Genomic DNA, 17,422 nt, shown 5'->3' on the forward strand with positions numbered 1-17,422 from the left:
TCACACGCCGGTTTGGAGAGTAGAATTACGCCATGTTGATTGATCAAACATCGGTTTTGTAAGCTGCTGATTCTCCCACATTGGAATACCATGACCAAATACAGTCTTCGCGCGCGCATGATGATTTTAATCTTGGCCCCCACGCTGCTTCTTGGGCTGTTACTCAGCACGTCTTTTATGGTCAATCGTTACAATGAGTTGCAAAAACAACTGGTTAACGCCGGCACGAATATTATTGAACCGCTAGCGGTGGCCAGCGAATATGGAATGACCTTTCGCAACCGCGATACTGTTCGGCAGTTAATTAATCTACTTCATCGCCGTCATTCGAGTATTGTTCGGTCAATTTCCGTTTTTGACGCAGATAACAATCTTTTTGTCACATCTAACTACAATTACAATTCCTCACAATTAAGATTGCCTAAAGGCACTCCCATTCCTACCTCACTGATGCTTTCCTATCGCGGCGACTCTCTGATTTTGCGGATGCCCATTGTGTCAGAATCCAACCTGTCCAGTGATCGAGCTTCCGATTCCGATATCACGAATCAGCCATTGGGCTATATCGCCATGGATTTAGATTTACAATCAGTTCGCTTGCAGCAATATAAAGAAATCTTTATTTCGACGCTGCTGCTGCTGTTCTGTATGTGTGTGGCGATTTTGTTTGCTTATCGGCTGATGCGCGATGTCACAGGCCCCATCCGTAACATGGTGAATACCGTCGACCGCATTCGCCGCGGGCAATTAGACAGCCGGGTTGAAGGACAAATGCTCGGGGAGCTAAACATTCTAAAGAATGGTATCAACTCAATGGCCATGTCACTGGCGGCCTATCACGAAGAGATGCAGCAAAATATTGATCAAGCCACGTCAGATTTGCGTGAAACACTGGAACAGATGGAAATCCAAAACGTTGAATTGGGGCTGGCGAAAAAACGTGCGCAAGAAGCCGCGCGGATTAAATCTGAATTTCTGGCCAATATGTCTCATGAGTTACGAACCCCTCTGAATGGAGTGATTGGCTTTACCCGCCAAACACTCAAAACATCACTGACACCGACACAAACTGATTATCTACAAACCATCCAGCGATCGGCCAACAATCTGTTATGCATCATTAATGATGTACTGGACTTCTCCAAGTTAGAAGCCGAAAAACTGGTTCTTGAACATATTCCTTTCCCACTGCGTGGTGCCTTGGATGAAGTCATTATTCTGTTGGCACATACCGCCCATGAAAAAGGCTTGGAGTTGACCCTCCATGTTAATAATGATGTTCCGGAGCAAGTGATTGGTGATGCTATGCGTTTACAGCAAATAGTCACCAACTTGCTAGGTAATGCGATTAAGTTCACCGAACAGGGCAATATCGATATTCTGGTGGCCACCCAGGCAAAAACTCCGCAGCAAGTGACCTTGGTGGTAGAAATTCACGATACCGGCATTGGCATTTCTGAATCCCAGCAAGCCCAATTGTTCCAGGCATTTCGTCAAGCCGATGCCAGTATTTCACGTCGACACGGGGGGACCGGGCTTGGGCTGGTCATTACCGAAAGATTGGTCAAAGAAATGGGCGGCGATATCAGCTTCCATAGCCAGGTTGATCGAGGGTCTACTTTCAGATTCCACCTCACTTTGGATCTCAATGAAACCATTGCCTATCGCCATCCCGATATGTCGCATCTGGAAGGGAAAGCCCTGGCCTATATTGAACGCAATGCCACAGCGGCAAGAGCAACACTGGATATTCTCAGCATCACGCCTTTGCAGGTCACTCATAGCCAGACATTAGTGCAATTGCCGTTACAGCATTATGATTTCCTGCTGGTAGGGGTTCCCATTCCATTCCGCAATAATATGGCAGTTCATCAGGATAAATTAGTGGCCGCACTCAAAATTGCTGATCGCGTTATTCTAGCACTACCAAGTCAGTCACAAGTGGAAGCTGAGCAACTTAAACAAATTGGTGCCAAGGCCTGTCTGATAAAACCATTATCATCTAATCGATTGATTCCTTTATTACTATGTGAAGAACCTCTTAGCGAATTAGCCGTGACAGAACAACCCGGTAAATTGCCAAAATTGCCATTTAAAGTTATGGCCGTGGACGACAACCCGGCTAACTTGAAATTAATAGGAACCTTACTGGAAGAACTGGTTGAAGAAACCGTGTTATGTGACAGCGGAGCAAAAGCCATAACCTACGCCCGTGAAAATACGTTGGACATCATTTTAATGGATATCCAAATGCCGGAAATCGACGGCATTCGTGCCAGTGAAGTGATTCATCAGATGTCACATCACCAAGACACGCCGATCATTGCCGTCACTGCTCATGCCGTCCGTGGGCAGCAAGAGCAATTATTAAAATTGGGGATGGCAGATTATCTGGCAAAACCCATTGATGAAGCTCGGCTAATACAAGCAATTTCACGCTATCAATTTGATTATAAATCAGAACTTAGCGTAGAAACTGACATTCAATCTATTCCTCCATCGGAATGTCAGGGGTCAATAGACTGGCCATTGGCTGTGAGACAAGCAGCAAATAAAGAAACGCTGGCCAAAGACCTTTTAACCATGTTGTTAGAGTTCACCCCGCAAGTGGCAGAGCGCGTACAGGCGATTCTGGCTGGTGCTCAAGATGATGATATTCTAAATCTGATTCATAAGTTTCATGGCAGCTGTGCATGTAGCGGTGTGCCACGGTTGCGGCAATTATGTATGACGATTGAACAACAATTACGCCAGCAAACTGAGTTGCAAGATTTGCAGCCTGAGTGGCTTGAATTATTAGATGAGATAGATAACGTTCGCTATGCTGCCCGAAATTATTTGGGCGCAGCCTGATATCAACGCGGCATCGGACATAAATAAAAAGGGCACAGCGATAAACGGCTGTGCCCTTTGTTACGGTATTTATACTTTTTCTATATAAACACCGGTCACTGTATCAGTGACGATTACTGCATCAGCAAATAAAGTGAAGTATCACCACGCTGAATACTCAACGCTAATACCGATGGTTTGGTATCAAGGATTTTACGCAGCTCACCCAGATTCTGAACCGGTTGCTGGTTTACACCCATGATGATATCGCCTTTTTTCAGGCCGATACGCGCAGCAGCAGTGCCAGGTTTCACACTATCAACTTTCACGCCTTTCTTGCCATTCACATCAGAGTTGCTCAGCTCCGCCCCTTCAATGCCGGTGTAAAGATTACCGGAATCAACTTGAGTTTGGCTGCTCTGCTCTAATGTGACTTCCACATTGATCGGTTTACCCTCACGCAGCAGACCCAAGGTCATTTTGCTGCCCACGGGCAGAGTACCAATCTCAGCACGGAAGCCAGCGAAACTGTTGATGGCTTTGCCATTCATGCTGACAATCACATCACCCGCCTTGATCCCTGCTTTAGCCGCAGCAGATTTTGGCAATACCTGGCTGATAAAGGCACCTTTCTGTGCATCAACATTCATGGCTTTCGCCAGCTCAGAATTCAGCTCGGTGCCCATGATACCCAACTCACCACGTTTCACCTGGCCAAATTCAACCATCTGCGAGGTCAGGTTTTTCACCATGTTACTTGGGATAGCAAAACCGATACCAATGTTGCCGCCATCAGGTGCCAGGATCGCCGTGTTAATCCCGATCAGCTCACCATTCAGATTGATCAGAGCGCCGCCTGAGTTACCCCGGTTAATGGCTGCGTCAGTCTGGATAAAGTTTTCATAGTTTTCCACATTCAAACCACTGCGCCCCAGCGCGGACACGATACCCGAGGTTACGGTTTCACCCAGGCCATATGGGTTACCGATAGCAACAGTATAATCCCCGACACGCAATTGATCAGAATCGGCAATTTTAATCGCAGTCAGGTTTTTAGCATCTTTCAGCTGTAACAATGCGATATCAGTACGTGGATCTTTACCGATCACTTTTGCATCAAAGCTACGGCCATCGCTCAGCTTAACGCTGATTTTGGTCGCATTATCCACTACGTGATTATTGGTAACGACATAACCCTTAGCAGCATCAATAATTACACCTGAACCTAAGGCACGGAAATCCTGTTTGTTTGGCGCACCGCCTTTACTACCAGGCCCACCCTGACACATCGGCGAACCCTGGAACGGAGAACCGTCCTGGCAGAATGGTGAATCATCACCAAAGAATTGCTGGAACTGTGGTGGTATACCGCCGGCACCGGCATTGCTTACCTGAGCACTCCCCTCCACATTAATACTCACAACCGAAGGCATTACCTTCTCTAGCATTGGCGCTAGGCTAGGGAGCTGCTGGCTGCTGGAAGAAGCCGTCTCTGCCGCAATGGCAGAAGAAACCGGCCCCATGGCTAAACCGATGCTCAATGCCAATGCACTTAACACTAAAGTTGTTTTTTTCATGTATTCTGGCTCTCGCTATACAATTAATAATGAGTCAATAAATGGTGTATAACAGACTTATCCCGTAATAGTTGATGTTGCCGCAGTTACAACTGGCAAACCCGAGAATCTAACTCAATTTAGTGAATCGGGTGAATGCGAACAGCTCACACCACAGCAATCTCAAGTAATAAGAATATAGTCGTCTTGCATAGTAAGATTAAATATGGGGGATGAAGTTCAGAGAACCAATCACTGCAAAAGTAAAAAATATTGTCCGCCTTTACAAATCTATAGTTAATTAAACAGGCACTTTAGTTTTTCTGCATACTATTCCGCAGCCATCAAACGTCGATATTCATCATAAGCATAAAGATCTGTCATGCCACTGATATAATCCTGAATTAGACGTGCGCGATAATAATACTCATATATCTCATGTTGTTCTGGCGATAAATTACTTAACCGCTCTGCTGACTCCGCATAAGCTAAGCGATGTTTAGTCGACAATTTATGGAACAAGCGGGTCTCAATCGGGTACTGACGATGACTGTCTTCTGCCACTAATTGTGTAAACGCTGCTTGGGGCATAGCTAATAGAGGGCTATATATATCAAGCAACCCACTAATAACTCTATACCCTTGTAATTCAAGCTGTTCTACTTCCGGATGGTTGAATACATGCTTCACCGCGACTTTTTTAAAAATTTGCAGTAATTTACACGCCGCACTGGAATCTTCTAATAAAGCCTGATTAAACGAGCCTGAAAATACAGCGGGAAGATTATCAATAAAACGCTGTGCTGCATGGGGAACTAATTTCCCTACGGTATTAACCCGTAAATACATAAAGAATTGGTCTTCCGAACTGCGCCGACCTTGCCCTCGTCCTAATTGACGAAATGCACCGCCAACCACTTTATCAAACAAATCACCATGAGCAACATCGCCCCACTCTTGCATCATATGGTCATAAAGTTGTTCAACACTGAAAATATTCTTTTCGACCGCATCTTCCAAGTCGGCAATACAATAAGAAATATCATCGGCAGCTTCCATAATATAGGTCAGCGGAAAACGGTTAAACTCACCCATATTGAGTTCACGACGTAAATCTTTAACATAATCTTCTTCCGCGAGATAAAATCCTGGCTTCTTCATCAAATAGTTATGAGAAACCGGAATATCACCCGACCAATAAGCCGGTTTGGTATATTTAAGAATACAGCCAACCTGCGCATAGGTGAGGTTCAGCTTTAATAAGCTATAAACCAAGCGAATTGCTTGCGCATTACCCTCAAATTGGCTCAAGTCATGGCGAATTTTACTACGCAAAATATTAAGTTCAGTTTCCCCATCCCGCAACTTTAATACCTTAACCTGGCATTGATCGTTGCTGCGCGGCTCAGCGCCACCGCCATTAGGATCCATTTGTTTAGTAAACCAATTATTAATTGCTGACTCGCCAAAATGCCCAAAAGGCGGGTTACCAATGTCATGCATTAGGCACGCCATTTCTACAATACTTTCAAAAGGATCAAGCAGCTTATCCAGCCCATAGACACTGATTTTTTTATCTTGCTTAAAGCGATTGAGGATCTCTTTGGCGATATAACGGCCAACCTGCTGAACTTCCAGTGAATGGGTCAAACGGCTGCGAACAGCAGCATTGCGCTCCAAGGGGAAGACTTGTGTTTTTTGTTGTAAACGCCGAATAGCCGCAGAGTTTACAATCCGGCCGCGATCACTTTCAAATACCCGGGTAATCTCATATTCATCTTCAGCCGAACTTGGTTTACCAAATGGCCGCTGAACACTAATTTTCTGTTTAAAGTCGATCCCGGACATATTACCCCCTGATCATTCATCTAAATACAGTGATACCCACTCTCAGTAGAAGATGCAATTGATTACGTGTGAACTTTGGCTGATTGCGTATGAACTGCGGCACATTACGCATTATCTTGGGTGAGCTACCCGACTATCTCACTTACCTGATAAACTGTGTATTGATAATTACAGACTAATCTACTCTTTAAAATCGGCAGGTATCCATATGAAAGTAGGAATTATTGGTGCAATGGAGCAAGAAGTTACGTTGCTGCGTGACAAAATTGAAAATCGCCAAACTTTGGCTCGTGCAGGTTGTGAGATTTACACCGGCCAACTCAATGGCGTAGATGTCGCCCTACTCAAATCCGGTATCGGTAAAGTGTCTGCGGCAATGGGCACCACGCTATTATTAGAGCATTACCAGCCAGACATTGTTATCAATACCGGTTCGGCGGGTGGTCTGGCTTCTAGCCTAAAAGTCGGTGATATTGTAGTTTCTACTGAAGTCCGCTATCACGACGCAGATGTGACTGCTTTTGGCTATGAACCAGGGCAGATGGCTGGTTGTCCGGCTGCTTTCAGCGCGTCTTCTGAGCTGATTGAACTGGCTGAAAGTTGCATCAATGAATTGAATTTAAATGCAGTTCGTGGCCTGATTTGCAGCGGTGATGCTTTTATTAATGGCGCCGCTCCTTTGGCTCGCATTCGCGCGACTTTCCCGACAGTTGCTGCTGTTGAAATGGAAGCTGCGGCTATCGGCCATGTTTGCCACCTGTTCAATACACCCTTTGTTGTCGTTCGCGCTATTTCTGATGTCGCCGATCAGGAATCTCACCTGAGCTTTGAAGAGTTTTTGGTGGTCGCCGCTCAACAGTCGACATTAATGATTGAAGCAATGTTAACTACACTGGCTCACCGCGATTAATGGTGCAGCTTAATATTGCCCTCTTGGCACGAGCAACAATAATCCTGCCTCAAGCAGCGATGTTATTGTTGCTCAGCCTATTTACCTCATCCTCACTGGCGGCTGAGCGGGTTATCAGTTTATCACCCAGTACCACAGAATTGGCCTATGCTGCTGGACTAGGGGATAAGCTGATTGCAGTAAGTGCTTACTCTGACTATCCTGAAGCCGCTAAAAAACTGGAACATGTAGCCTCATGGCAAGGGGTGAATATCGAACGTATTCTGGCATTAAAGCCAGATTTGATTCTCGCCTGGCGCGGAGGGAATCCCCAACGTCCGCTGGATCAATTAGCTTCTTTTGGTATCCCGATTTTCTACTCTGATCCGATTAATATTGATCAAATCGCAGATGATCTGGATAAATTAGCCCAATATAGCCCACACCCAGAGCAAGCACATCAGGCGGCGATTCAGTTGCGTCATGAGGTCACCGAGTTACGTCGCCAGAATGCGCGTAACCAGCCGTTACGCACTTTCCTACAATTCGGTACTCAACCGCTGTTTACCAGTTCCGGACATACGTTACAGAGTGAAGTTGTTTCTCTCTGCGGTGGGGAAAATATTTTTGCTGGTAGCCGAGTTCCCTGGCCGCAAGTCAGTCGTGAACAAGTAATGACCCGCCAACCACAGGTTATCGTGGTGAGCGGTGATAAGTCCCAGGCAGATAATATCCACGCCTTTTGGCAGCCCCAACTTGCAGTTCCTGTGATAACTCTTAATGAAGACTGGTTTAATCGTGCTGGCCCACGTATTCTGCTGGCCGCTAAACAACTGTGCCAGCAAATGGCCAGTCTTCCATCCCCTGTGGCGGAGTCACATTAATGCTGGTTTATTGGCTGGATATTTTAGGTACTGCGGTATTTGCTATCTCTGGTGTATTACTGGCGGGGAAGTTGCGTATGGATCCCTTTGGCGTGTTGGTTTTGGGGGTAGTGACTGCCGTTGGTGGTGGCACAATTCGTGATATGGCCTTAGCCAATGGCCCTGTATTTTGGGTGAAAGATCCTACCGACTTAGTGGTCGCTATGGTGACTTGTCTGGCAACTATCTTGCTGGTAAGGCAACCACGGCGAACACCTAAATGGATTCTACCTGTACTGGATGCCATTGGTCTGGCGGTATTCGTGGGTATCGGGGTCAATAAAGCCTTTGCTGCTGGTGCCAGCCCGCTAGTGGCTATTTGTATGGGGGTTATAACTGGCGTCGGGGGTGGGATTATCCGTGATGTACTCGCTCGCGAGATCCCGATGATCCTGCGTACTGAAATATATGCTACGGCCTGTATTATTGGCGGTATTGTGCATGCTACTGCGTTTTATACTTTTGGTATGCCGCTACAGCAAGCAATGATGCTAGGCATGGTGATAACCTTAGGTATCAGGCTTGCCGCTATTCGCTGGCGCTTAAAACTGCCAACATTTGAAATAGAGCACTAATGACCATCCATCATTCTGATTGCCAATAACAGCCTGTATTTTGTACAATATATCTTAATTGTAAGCTCTCACTGAGTTTACAAGCCTTATTCATTAGGATGAGATGTGGGGATGAGTACGAATTAAATCTTCAAGTTTTTAAATAATTGTCCGATACCTAGAGTCATAGCTGCCTGAACAAAATAGTAGCGGCTAAAAATGCAGTTATAAATCATGAAATATTCTTTATTGATGTTTTGGCTGGTCATTCTTACCAGTCCGTCGCTAGCCCAGGGGCTAAGCGGCACAATAGATTTACATCTGACTATCGTGCCATCTTGTCAGGTGCACTTACCGAATAAAAATGAACACGTAGTGAATGATCCAAAAATGAATTATCCAAGAATACAGTGTGATAGAGGAAATGGATTGGTTACAGAACCGAGAATCAGCCATTCCTTGATTGCATCAAATGGACCATATGTCAGCAAAAACAGTGCCGACCAAATGGTGCGATTGATTACTGTTGAATGGTAATATTCAGATATAAAAAAACCGCGACTATGGAGGTTGCGGTTTTTTTTATCAAAACCTTCGGTGATTTTATACCCAAAAACATTGGTGCCACAGCAAGGCAGCAAACCAGTAAATCCCAATGCGCTTACTCAAGTAAGTGATTCGGGTGCATGAATGCCGCTAACATAGCTGTAGCACCAAGGATAAAGGGTAGGTTAGATGCTGAAAGAAGAACCGCACCCACAAGTACTCTTCGCGTTCGGATTAGTCACGATAAAGCGAGAACCTTCCAGCCCTTCGGTGTAATCCACTGCGCCACCAACCAGATATTGCAAGCTCATTGGGTCCACGACCAGCTCAACACCTTGCTTCTCAATGGTCATATCGCCGTCGTTGATCTGATCATCAAAAGTAAAGCCATACTGGAACCCACTGCATCCGCCACCGGTAATGTAAACCCGTAGTTTCAGATTTGGATTTTCCTCATCAGAAATCAACAGTTTCACTTTTTTTGCCGCTGCCTCGGTAAACTGCAGGGGCAGTACTGTTTCATCACTCATACTCATCACTCCCAACCGGTGTTCGAGGTGCAGGTTACTACAATGGCAGCCTGATCTGTCTATTGATTATCCAATACCCGAGTAATTCATTCAAGTATTGTGGCCTAATGTTATATATTATCTACCTGTTTGGGTGCTACTTTCAACTGCGGCCTGTTGTTCCGCTGCCTTTGCCTTTGCTGCCTTTGCCTTTGCTGCCTGCTCTTGTCTTTGTAATGTGCGGGCCAAAATAGCTGAATACAAGGGTTTACCCCCCATAAACTGCGCTATTAAGGTCGCCCCCAAGCAAGTCACAATCATCGGCAAAATAAGTTGATAATTATCGGTCATTTCCAACACCAACACGATTCCGGTTAACGGGGCACGTACCGACGCGGCAAATAACGCCCCCATTCCGGCAATAGCAAAAGTGCCGGCATCAATACTGTATTGCGGAAAAAAATGCGCGCAGGATAGGCCAAACGCGGTTCCCAAAATGGTTCCCAGAGCCAACATTGGAGCAAATATCCCACCAGGAGCACCAGAGCCAAAACACAGTAAAGTGGTAATGACTCTCGCAATAAAGATAAAGAGCAACATACCAATACTGAAATTACCGGCGACTGCGATGGGGATTAAGGCAAAACCACCGCCTACCGCTTCGCCATGAATCAATGCCAGTAAGCCACACATTCCCCCCAACAAACCACCGATTAATACCAATTTGCGCCAGTCGCCGCCGTGGAAACGCACAAATAGATCTTGTGTACGAAATATCAACGCATTAAACATCACTCCCACAGCACCGAAAATAATGCCCAGCAACAGATAGAGCCACAAGGTATTCAGCGGAACATCACTGAGTTTTCCTACATCAATAATCGCACGCTCACCATTAAAATAGCGGTAAACAATGGTTGAAGTAATGACTCCCACAAATACCGCTTTGATGGAGACCAAGCTATAGCGGAACTGCGAACGCATCTCTTCAATAACAAATAAAATCCCGGCCAATGGAGCATTAAAAGCGGCTGAGAGCCCCGCTGCTGCACCGGTCGCTAATAATGAATGGCGTGCTTCTGAGCTGCGCAAACGGAAGATGTCGACAATCATCCGCCCACTATTACCCCCCATTTGCACCATTGGCCCCTCTCGGCCTAACACCATACCAGCCCCGAGAGTACCAAGCCCACCAATGAACTTAACCGGAATGACCCGCCACCAGCGAACTGGGCGCATCTCCTCCATTGCCCCTTCTATTTCGGGTATCCCAGAGCCCCCCGCCTCGGGCGCAAAACGGCGTACCAGAAAATACCCCAACATAGCCAATAGCGCCGACATAATAAAAGCCAGCGGCCAGACTAAAATTGCATTATCAGCAACCTTAGCGAGGGTCGCCAACCTTTCTTGCTGGATCCAATCGACACCGCGATCAAATGCGACCCCCAATAAACCAGTGACCGCCCCTACGATAGCGGCCATGATAAGAATAACTAAGGGTGTTGTGTCGCGATTAACCAATGCATGGATAAAGCGGCCACGTTTGACTTCAGAAATGCCTTCATTGGGTATATTTTGCGTTGAATCAGTCATAGTTTGTATGCTTGTCAGTTAAATAATAAGTAATACAAATGAACAATATGAGTCTAGCTTACACATTAATAATGTGCCTGATTAAACGCCCATGAAATGATCTTGCTCAGAAAAGATTTTTTCTTAAGTTTTGCGGCATGTCGCGCAAGCTGGCTGTTAAATATGCCCAATCATTTGATAACCGCAGCCAGTCCTTTAGAATAAGCAGCATTGTTGATTGCCAAAGCTGATGTTGCCAATGTTAATGTCACCTAATTCAGGAGCTGTTTATGAGTAAATCCGAAAGTCTGTATGCCCAAGCAAAAGAGTTGATCCCAGGCGGGGTTAACTCTCCGGTGCGGGCATTCACCGGCGTCGGTGGCAGCCCATTGTTTATTGAACGTGCTGATGGCGCATATTTGTTTGATGTCGATGGCAAAGCTTATATTGATTATGTTGGCTCCTGGGGGCCAATGGTTTTGGGGCATAATCACCCGGCAATTCGTCAGGCTGTCATTGAAGCCGTCGAGCGCGGTCTGAGCTTTGGCGCCCCCACTGAAATGGAAGTCAAAATGGCTGAATTGGTCACCAATTTAGTCCCAACAATGGATATGGTGCGAATGGTCAACTCCGGTACTGAAGCAACCATGAGTGCTATTCGTCTGGCTCGTGGCTTCACTGGCCGCGATAAAATTATCAAGTTTGAAGGCTGCTACCATGGTCACGCCGACTGCTTGCTGGTCAAAGCCGGTTCCGGTGCTCTGACTCTTGGGCAACCAAACTCTCCGGGTGTACCAGCTGATTTTGCTAAACACACTTTGACCTGTACTTATAACGATCTGGATTCAGTACGAGAGGCCTTCGAACAATACCCACAAGATATCGCCTGTATTATTGTCGAGCCAGTCGCCGGTAACATGAACTGCGTCCCGCCATTACCCGAGTTCCTGCCCGGCCTGCGAGCACTGTGTGACAAATTTGGAGCACTGCTGATTATTGATGAGGTTATGACCGGTTTCCGGGTGGCATTAGCTGGCGCGCAAGATTACTACAATGTCATACCTGACTTAACTTGCCTGGGTAAAATCATCGGTGGCGGTATGCCGGTGGGTGCTTTCGGCGGTCGTCGTGATGTGATGGATGCACTGGCACCCACTGGCCCGGTTTATCAGGCGGGTACGCTGTCCGGTAACCCCATCGCCATGGCTGCCGGTTTTGCTTGTCTGACCGAAGTTGCACAGGTGGGGGTCCATGAAACCCTGACCGAATTAACCGATTCGCTGGCAAGCGGCCTACTGCATGCCGCTAAAGCAGAGAATATCCCGTTGGTCGTTAACCATGTCGGCGGTATGTTCGGTATTTTCTTTACTGGCGCTGAAACCGTCACTTGCTATCAGGATGTGATGAATTGCGATGTTGAGCGCTTCAAACGCTTCTTCCATTTGATGTTGGAAGAAGGTGTTTATTTGGCTCCATCTGCTTTTGAAGCCGGTTTTATGTCTGTGGCGCACAGCAAAGAAGATATTCAGAAAACGGTGGATGCCGCTCGTCGGTGCTTCGCCAAGCTTTAATCTTAGTCCATTAACCATCTCCTACACTGGGAGATGGTTAAAAACTCATACTCAATCTCATGTAAGCGACTTAATATTATAAAATAATTCGGATATCTCTAGCTGTTGTGGAATGTTACTGTCACTATTATTCCAACCTGGTCCCAGAGGTATTTCCGGTATTTTAACTTCATGTGGGCAATAATTTACTATGCTATTTATTATTGGTTGAACAGTATCTGATAATATCAGCAGAGAACCTGTCAATAAGTCAGAGTTGAGTAACAAACCAAAGCCTATAACCAATAGACTATAAATGAGCACAACTTTAGAAACACCTTTATTATCAAATTGATATACATCAGATTTGTTTTTTTCATAGTCTAGTTTAGTCATATTATTTCCCTCTAATATAATTATTACTAACTAACAGATAAGGAAAATCAGTACCATAGAGTACATGATAAAATTAAGTCCAATACAAATATAGATAATTAAATAGTTATTAAACAAATAGTTACCTTGATGGCAACCAACTTTGACCTCCTTTGCTATTTTTACATTACCATATAAATTCATATAGAATGTTTTTATATAAATAAAAGTCAAAATATAATTATCTTTTTATATTTAATTATTTTATTTATTTTTTAGAAAGTACTTTTAGATGATTATTATAATCAAAAGGTAATGAAAATATCTAATATCGCCATCTCATCAGCCCATGAAGAACAAATCTATCATGGAGCTCAATGAGATAAACGATAAAATCTAATTATCGCCCTTGCTTACGCAATAAATAAACAAAATATGGCGCGCCAATAAACGTCGCTAACAATCCGGCAGGGATCTGATTTGGGAATAGCAGCATCCGGCCGCACCAATCAGCAAATACCATCAATAAGCCACCTAAAATAGCCGCGATAAATAACTGCGGAATAGCTCGGCGGAAGCCCAGCATACGAGCCATATGAGGTGCCATCAGACCAACAAAACTTAATGGCCCGACCGTCAATGTAGCAGCCGCTGTCATGGTGGCTGCCAGTAACAAGATGGCTAGCCGACTAGGCGCTAGCGCCACACCTAATGCTCTGGCTGTCACACTTCCCAATGGTAAAATCATTAACCAACGGCGGCACAGTGGTGCTAATGCCATCAAAATCAGGGCGATGGCACCGGTGCTCAATGCTTGTGGAGCATCAACGGCATAGGTGGAGCCAGAAATCCATGTCAGCAAACCGCGCATACGGGGATCGCCGCTTGCTAGTAACATAGTAATGACCGTGGTAAAGGCAGTGCTCAATGCAATTCCCGCCAATAACATTCTACCGGGAGAGAACCCTCCTCGCCCTGCAACCACCAGAATCAGCAATAATGTCGCGGCCGCGCCCAAACTCCCCGCGGGTAACAACCAGGCCAGTGCATTGCCTGGCACAATAAACATCATAATCACGACACCGAAAGATGCACCGGAGCTGATCCCCAATACCTCGGGGCTGGCCATCGGATTGCCCGTCAGCTTTTGAATTAATGTGCCCGCAACCGCCAACATCATACCCGCCGCCAATGCAGCGAATACTCGCGGCCAGCGCCAATGTAATAATGCCTGGATATCATCACCGCGAATCCAATTCCAGCCATGGCTATCACGACCAAACATCAGCGCTACCATCAAACCGGCAAGCAGTATCAGTAAGCCAGCACTGACCCAGAGACCCAAATGTTGCCGCTCAGCGGGAACATGATCGCCAAAATCTATACTCGGTGCCGTTGCGCTGTGTAAGCGGGGCAACAACCATAATAGTAGCGGTGCGCCAATCAGCGCGGTGGCGGCACCGGTCGGAATTTCTTGCCAGACTTGTGCCAACCAGATGAGCCCTTGGTCCGTTACCCACAACAACAATGCGCCTAATACCGGTGCCAATATTAGGCGCTGCGATAACCGACGAGCGCCCAAAACCTTTGCCAACAGCGGAGAAAAAAGACCAATAAAACCAATGACACCGACCGCATTAACCAACATTGCACTAAACAAGATTGCTATCCCCAGCGCACTAAGCCGAGCCAATGATAGCCCTAACCCTAAATTACGGGCGACACCATCATCCAGCCCGAGCAAGGTTAATGGGCGAATCAATAAAGCCGCCAATACGCCGGTTATCAGCAAACGAGGTAGCAAAAACTGTACCGTGCTCCAATCTTGTTGATTCAGAGCGCCGCTACTCCACAGGAACAACCCTTGCAGTTGGTCATAATTAAATAACGCCAGCAGATTGCTGACTGCACTACAGTAAAGGCCGAGAACCAACCCCGCCAGTATCAGTGTCACCGGCGACATTCGCTTGCCCCAAGCCACGCCAAATACCAGCACGCCAATAGTAATACCACCGGCCATTGCTGCCAGTTGGCGGGTCAGTTCACCGCCGGGCAGCATCCACAACGTCGCAATGGTTAGACCAAGCTGCGCCCCTGCGGCGACACCCAAGGTGGCGGGTTCAGCCAATGGATTTCGCAATACTTGCTGGAACAAAACCCCCACCAACCCTAATCCGGCACCGGTTAGCAGTGCCACTGCCAAGCGGGGAAGTTGGCTGTAATGGAATAACATTTGGCGCACGTCATCGCCGTCGGGTTGCCATAACGCAGTGCCCCAGAGCGGAGCCGGTAATGTCTGGCTAAAATTGTGCAGTGTCAGCACCACCGCCAAAATCAGCAATAAGCCAAGTAGGCTGATAGGCAGAAGCCAACTTTTACGCGGGGTATTTGTCATCATCAGGATTTATCCCACGCCGATTCTAATAAGCGCACGAATCGCATGGCGGACAATGTTGCGCCATAGAACCATACTGCGGGCAGTATCTGTAATTGATTTTGACGCACGAATGACATGGATTGCCATAGTGGTGTACGGGTAACCTGTTGTAGTATTTCACTATTACCCTGGACGAAGCACATAGCCCGCCCCGGTTTTACCGTTGCTAAACGTTCGATACCCACCACCGCACTGCCCCAAAAATTAGTTTCACCCTGCCAGGCATTTTTAATATTCAATTCGTTTAATACATCCTGGAACAGACTACCTTGGCCGATGACCAACGCGTGGCGAGCATCCAACAGAGAAAACATCAATAATGATGTATTTTGGGCATTAAATATCCGCTGGCGAGCAACTTGCATAAAATGGTTAAAATCGGCGATATGCTGTTCAGCAGCGGCTTCTAACCCCAGCCGCTGGCCTAATGCACGCAATGAACTTTTACCGACGGCGAGCGGTGAACTCCCCTGTTGGCTAAAAGCAAAACTCATCGATGGGGCGATAGGCGCGAGTTTCTCTGGTGAGGGGCCAAAACCCTCGGACATCAGAATCAATGACGGCGCCATTTGTTGCAGCAATTCCAAATTAGGTTCTGTGCGCTGGCCGACATCAATAACACTGGCAGGTAATGCCGGTTCTTCGACCCATAACCGGTAATTATGAGTATCAGCCACACCGTACGGCGTGACCCCCAGCGCCAGCAATAATTCAGCGGGCAACCATTCCAGAGCAACGATCCTATCCACAGCAACGCCCCCGCGAACAGCAATTTTAGGGGGATTCACCGCCCATCCGGGCAATGAATATAATAATGGCGATAAGGCTAACGCGGTGAGCAATCTACGCCGAGTCAGGTTCGGCCGCACCGCAGCTATGGGGAAATGCATTTTCATCAATACACGAAACTTACCGGCGCACCACCGGCTGGATGCGGCAATATTCCCATAGGAATACCGTAAATTTGCTCCAATACCGCGCCCTGCATCAGGCTGTCCGCCGGGCCTTGCGCTATCATCTCGCCCCCGCGTAATGCCACTAAATGATCACAATAGCGGGCTGCCATATTAATATCGTGCAATACCGCAATGACGGTCAAACCGCGCTCACGGCTAAGACGCTGAATCAGCCCCAAGACTTCAACCTGATGAGCAATATCCAGCGCTGAGGTCGGTTCGTCGAGTAACAGGCAGCGGCTATTTTGTGCCACCATCATCGCCAACCAGGCACGTTGGCGCTCGCCGCCGGATAAACTGTCGACCAACCGGTTCGCCAGTGGTTTTAAATCCACCTGCGCAATAGCCTCTTCCACCTGCTCGCGGTCTTCTTGACGAAAACGCCCTAGCGCACCATGCCATGGGTAACGACCCATCGCCACCAGCTCACGCACAGCCATTCCTTCCGCTGCCGGTAATTGCTGTGGCAAATAAGCCACTTCACGGGCAAACGCTTTGTTGTCCCACTGGGGTAATGGCACACCATTGAGCAACACCTCGCCACTGGCAGGCGGTTGGTGGCGGCCCAGCATTTTTAAAAGTGTCGATTTACCGGAACCATTATGGCCGATAAGTCCACAGACTTTCCCCTGTGGAAAGGTCAGTGACAAGGGTTGCAATAAAATTCGGCCAGGAACCGAAAAACTCAACTCACGGAGTGAAAACACGCTGGATTGGCTTGCCTGTTGGTCCAAGATAGTGCCCTGCGATTGAATGTTAGCGGTTTTAACCGTTACTGTGACCCGAACGTTATCGACAAATAACGAGAAAGTGAATCGAAACGATAATAATTATCAAAGCAGCTAGTTTATGCGTAACTCACGGCGAACTGCAAG

General features: G+C 46.9%; 14 protein-coding genes. 6 read left to right on the forward strand and 8 right to left on the reverse strand.

Annotated features, from left to right (window positions below):
• The first annotated feature begins 90 nt into the window (after positions 1-90).
• Entirely contained in the window at positions 91-2,853 is a 2,763-nt protein-coding gene (gene barA, locus DX162_RS02180; protein ID WP_032819178.1) for a two-component sensor histidine kinase BarA, read from the forward strand.
• Positions 2,854-2,966: 113 nt separating this feature from the next.
• Here barA and degP read toward each other — a convergent pair whose 3' ends face one another.
• Together degP and dgt are read right to left on the reverse strand one after the other, a co-directional pair.
• Positions 2,967-4,409, reverse strand: coding sequence for a serine endoprotease DegP (gene degP / locus DX162_RS02185; protein ID WP_032819177.1), 1,443 nt, complete (start codon positions 4,407-4,409; stop codon positions 2,967-2,969).
• Positions 4,410-4,718: 309 nt separating this feature from the next.
• Entirely contained in the window at positions 4,719-6,236 is a 1,518-nt protein-coding gene (gene dgt / locus DX162_RS02190; protein WP_004389078.1) for a dGTPase, read from the reverse strand.
• A 208-nt stretch (positions 6,237-6,444) separates the two neighbouring features.
• Between dgt and mtnN the strand changes: the two genes are divergently transcribed.
• The 4 genes from mtnN (at position 6,445) to DX162_RS22185 (ending at position 9,139) form a co-directional block, all read left to right on the forward strand.
• On the forward strand, positions 6,445-7,146 hold the full coding sequence (gene mtnN, locus DX162_RS02195) for a 5'-methylthioadenosine/S-adenosylhomocysteine nucleosidase (RefSeq protein ID WP_004389077.1): 702 nt from the start codon (positions 6,445-6,447) through the stop codon (positions 7,144-7,146).
• Positions 7,146-8,009 (forward strand): vitamin B12 ABC transporter substrate-binding protein BtuF, encoded by an 864-nt coding sequence (gene btuF, locus DX162_RS02200; protein WP_032819176.1) that lies wholly within the window; start codon positions 7,146-7,148, stop codon positions 8,007-8,009. Before mtnN ends, btuF begins: the two co-directional genes overlap by 1 nt.
• On the forward strand, positions 8,009-8,623 hold the full coding sequence (locus DX162_RS02205; protein ID WP_019211026.1) for a TRIC cation channel family protein: 615 nt from the start codon (positions 8,009-8,011) through the stop codon (positions 8,621-8,623). The genes btuF and DX162_RS02205 overlap by 1 nt, the downstream gene beginning before the upstream one ends.
• 213 nt (positions 8,624-8,836) lie before the next feature.
• Complete coding sequence (locus tag DX162_RS22185) at positions 8,837-9,139, forward strand: hypothetical protein (protein ID WP_127446273.1); 303 nt, start codon at positions 8,837-8,839, stop codon at positions 9,137-9,139.
• 194 nt (positions 9,140-9,333) lie between these two features.
• Here the strand turns inward: DX162_RS22185 and erpA are convergent, their stop codons facing one another.
• On the reverse strand, positions 9,334-9,678 hold the full coding sequence (gene erpA / locus DX162_RS02210; RefSeq protein ID WP_004706254.1) for an iron-sulfur cluster insertion protein ErpA: 345 nt from the start codon (positions 9,676-9,678) through the stop codon (positions 9,334-9,336).
• A 117-nt stretch (positions 9,679-9,795) separates the two neighbouring features.
• Positions 9,796-11,250, reverse strand: a complete 1,455-nt coding sequence (gene clcA / locus DX162_RS02215) for a H(+)/Cl(-) exchange transporter ClcA (RefSeq protein ID WP_004389073.1) — start codon at positions 11,248-11,250, stop codon at positions 9,796-9,798.
• A 269-nt stretch (positions 11,251-11,519) separates the two neighbouring features.
• Here clcA and hemL point away from each other — a divergent pair, with 269 nt between their 5' ends.
• Complete coding sequence (gene hemL / locus DX162_RS02220; RefSeq protein WP_004389072.1) at positions 11,520-12,800, forward strand: glutamate-1-semialdehyde 2,1-aminomutase; 1,281 nt, start codon at positions 11,520-11,522, stop codon at positions 12,798-12,800.
• Between the two features lie 57 nt (positions 12,801-12,857).
• Here the strand turns inward: hemL and DX162_RS02225 are convergent, their stop codons facing one another.
• From DX162_RS02225 to fhuC, 4 genes are all read right to left on the reverse strand, one after another.
• Positions 12,858-13,175, reverse strand: a complete 318-nt coding sequence (locus DX162_RS02225; protein ID WP_050413784.1) for an E492 group microcin — start codon at positions 13,173-13,175, stop codon at positions 12,858-12,860.
• Between the two features lie 379 nt (positions 13,176-13,554).
• Complete coding sequence (gene fhuB / locus DX162_RS02230) at positions 13,555-15,552, reverse strand: Fe(3+)-hydroxamate ABC transporter permease FhuB (RefSeq protein ID WP_098080979.1); 1,998 nt, start codon at positions 15,550-15,552, stop codon at positions 13,555-13,557.
• Positions 15,552-16,487 (reverse strand): Fe(3+)-hydroxamate ABC transporter substrate-binding protein FhuD, encoded by a 936-nt coding sequence (gene fhuD / locus DX162_RS02235; protein WP_032819171.1) that lies wholly within the window; start codon positions 16,485-16,487, stop codon positions 15,552-15,554. The genes fhuB and fhuD overlap by 1 nt, the downstream gene beginning before the upstream one ends.
• Positions 16,487-17,281 carry a Fe3+-hydroxamate ABC transporter ATP-binding protein FhuC gene (fhuC, locus tag DX162_RS02240; RefSeq protein ID WP_004389069.1) on the reverse strand — a complete coding sequence of 265 codons (795 nt, stop codon included), beginning with the start codon at positions 17,279-17,281 and terminating at the stop codon, positions 16,487-16,489. Before fhuC ends, fhuD begins: the two co-directional genes overlap by 1 nt.
• Between the last annotated feature and the right edge of the window lie 141 nt (positions 17,282-17,422).

The sequence above is a fragment of the Yersinia kristensenii genome (assembly GCF_900460525.1).
In the GTDB taxonomy this organism is placed as follows: Bacteria; Pseudomonadota; Gammaproteobacteria; order Enterobacterales; family Enterobacteriaceae; genus Yersinia; species Yersinia kristensenii.

What these genes read in the sequence shown, in the direction of transcription:
- hemL (WP_004389072.1), top strand. Translation starts at nt 11,520, where the DNA reads ATGAGTAAATCCGAAAGTCTGTATGCCCAAGCAAAAGAGTTGATCCCA.
- fhuB (WP_098080979.1), bottom strand. Translation starts at nt 15,552, where the DNA reads ATGATGACAAATACCCCGCGTAAAAGTTGGCTTCTGCCTATCAGCCTA.
- fhuD (WP_032819171.1), bottom strand. Translation starts at nt 16,487, where the DNA reads ATGAAAATGCATTTCCCCATAGCTGCGGTGCGGCCGAACCTGACTCGG.
- DX162_RS02225 (WP_050413784.1), bottom strand. Translation starts at nt 13,175, where the DNA reads ATGACTAAACTAGACTATGAAAAAAACAAATCTGATGTATATCAATTT.
- dgt (WP_004389078.1), bottom strand. Translation starts at nt 6,236, where the DNA reads ATGTCCGGGATCGACTTTAAACAGAAAATTAGTGTTCAGCGGCCATTT.
- barA (WP_032819178.1), top strand. Translation starts at nt 91, where the DNA reads ATGACCAAATACAGTCTTCGCGCGCGCATGATGATTTTAATCTTGGCC.
- DX162_RS22185 (WP_127446273.1), top strand. Translation starts at nt 8,837, where the DNA reads ATGAAATATTCTTTATTGATGTTTTGGCTGGTCATTCTTACCAGTCCG.
- clcA (WP_004389073.1), bottom strand. Translation starts at nt 11,250, where the DNA reads ATGACTGATTCAACGCAAAATATACCCAATGAAGGCATTTCTGAAGTC.
- degP (WP_032819177.1), bottom strand. Translation starts at nt 4,409, where the DNA reads ATGAAAAAAACAACTTTAGTGTTAAGTGCATTGGCATTGAGCATCGGT.
- mtnN (WP_004389077.1), top strand. Translation starts at nt 6,445, where the DNA reads ATGAAAGTAGGAATTATTGGTGCAATGGAGCAAGAAGTTACGTTGCTG.
- DX162_RS02205 (WP_019211026.1), top strand. Translation starts at nt 8,009, where the DNA reads ATGCTGGTTTATTGGCTGGATATTTTAGGTACTGCGGTATTTGCTATC.
- btuF (WP_032819176.1), top strand. Translation starts at nt 7,146, where the DNA reads ATGGTGCAGCTTAATATTGCCCTCTTGGCACGAGCAACAATAATCCTG.
- erpA (WP_004706254.1), bottom strand. Translation starts at nt 9,678, where the DNA reads ATGAGTGATGAAACAGTACTGCCCCTGCAGTTTACCGAGGCAGCGGCA.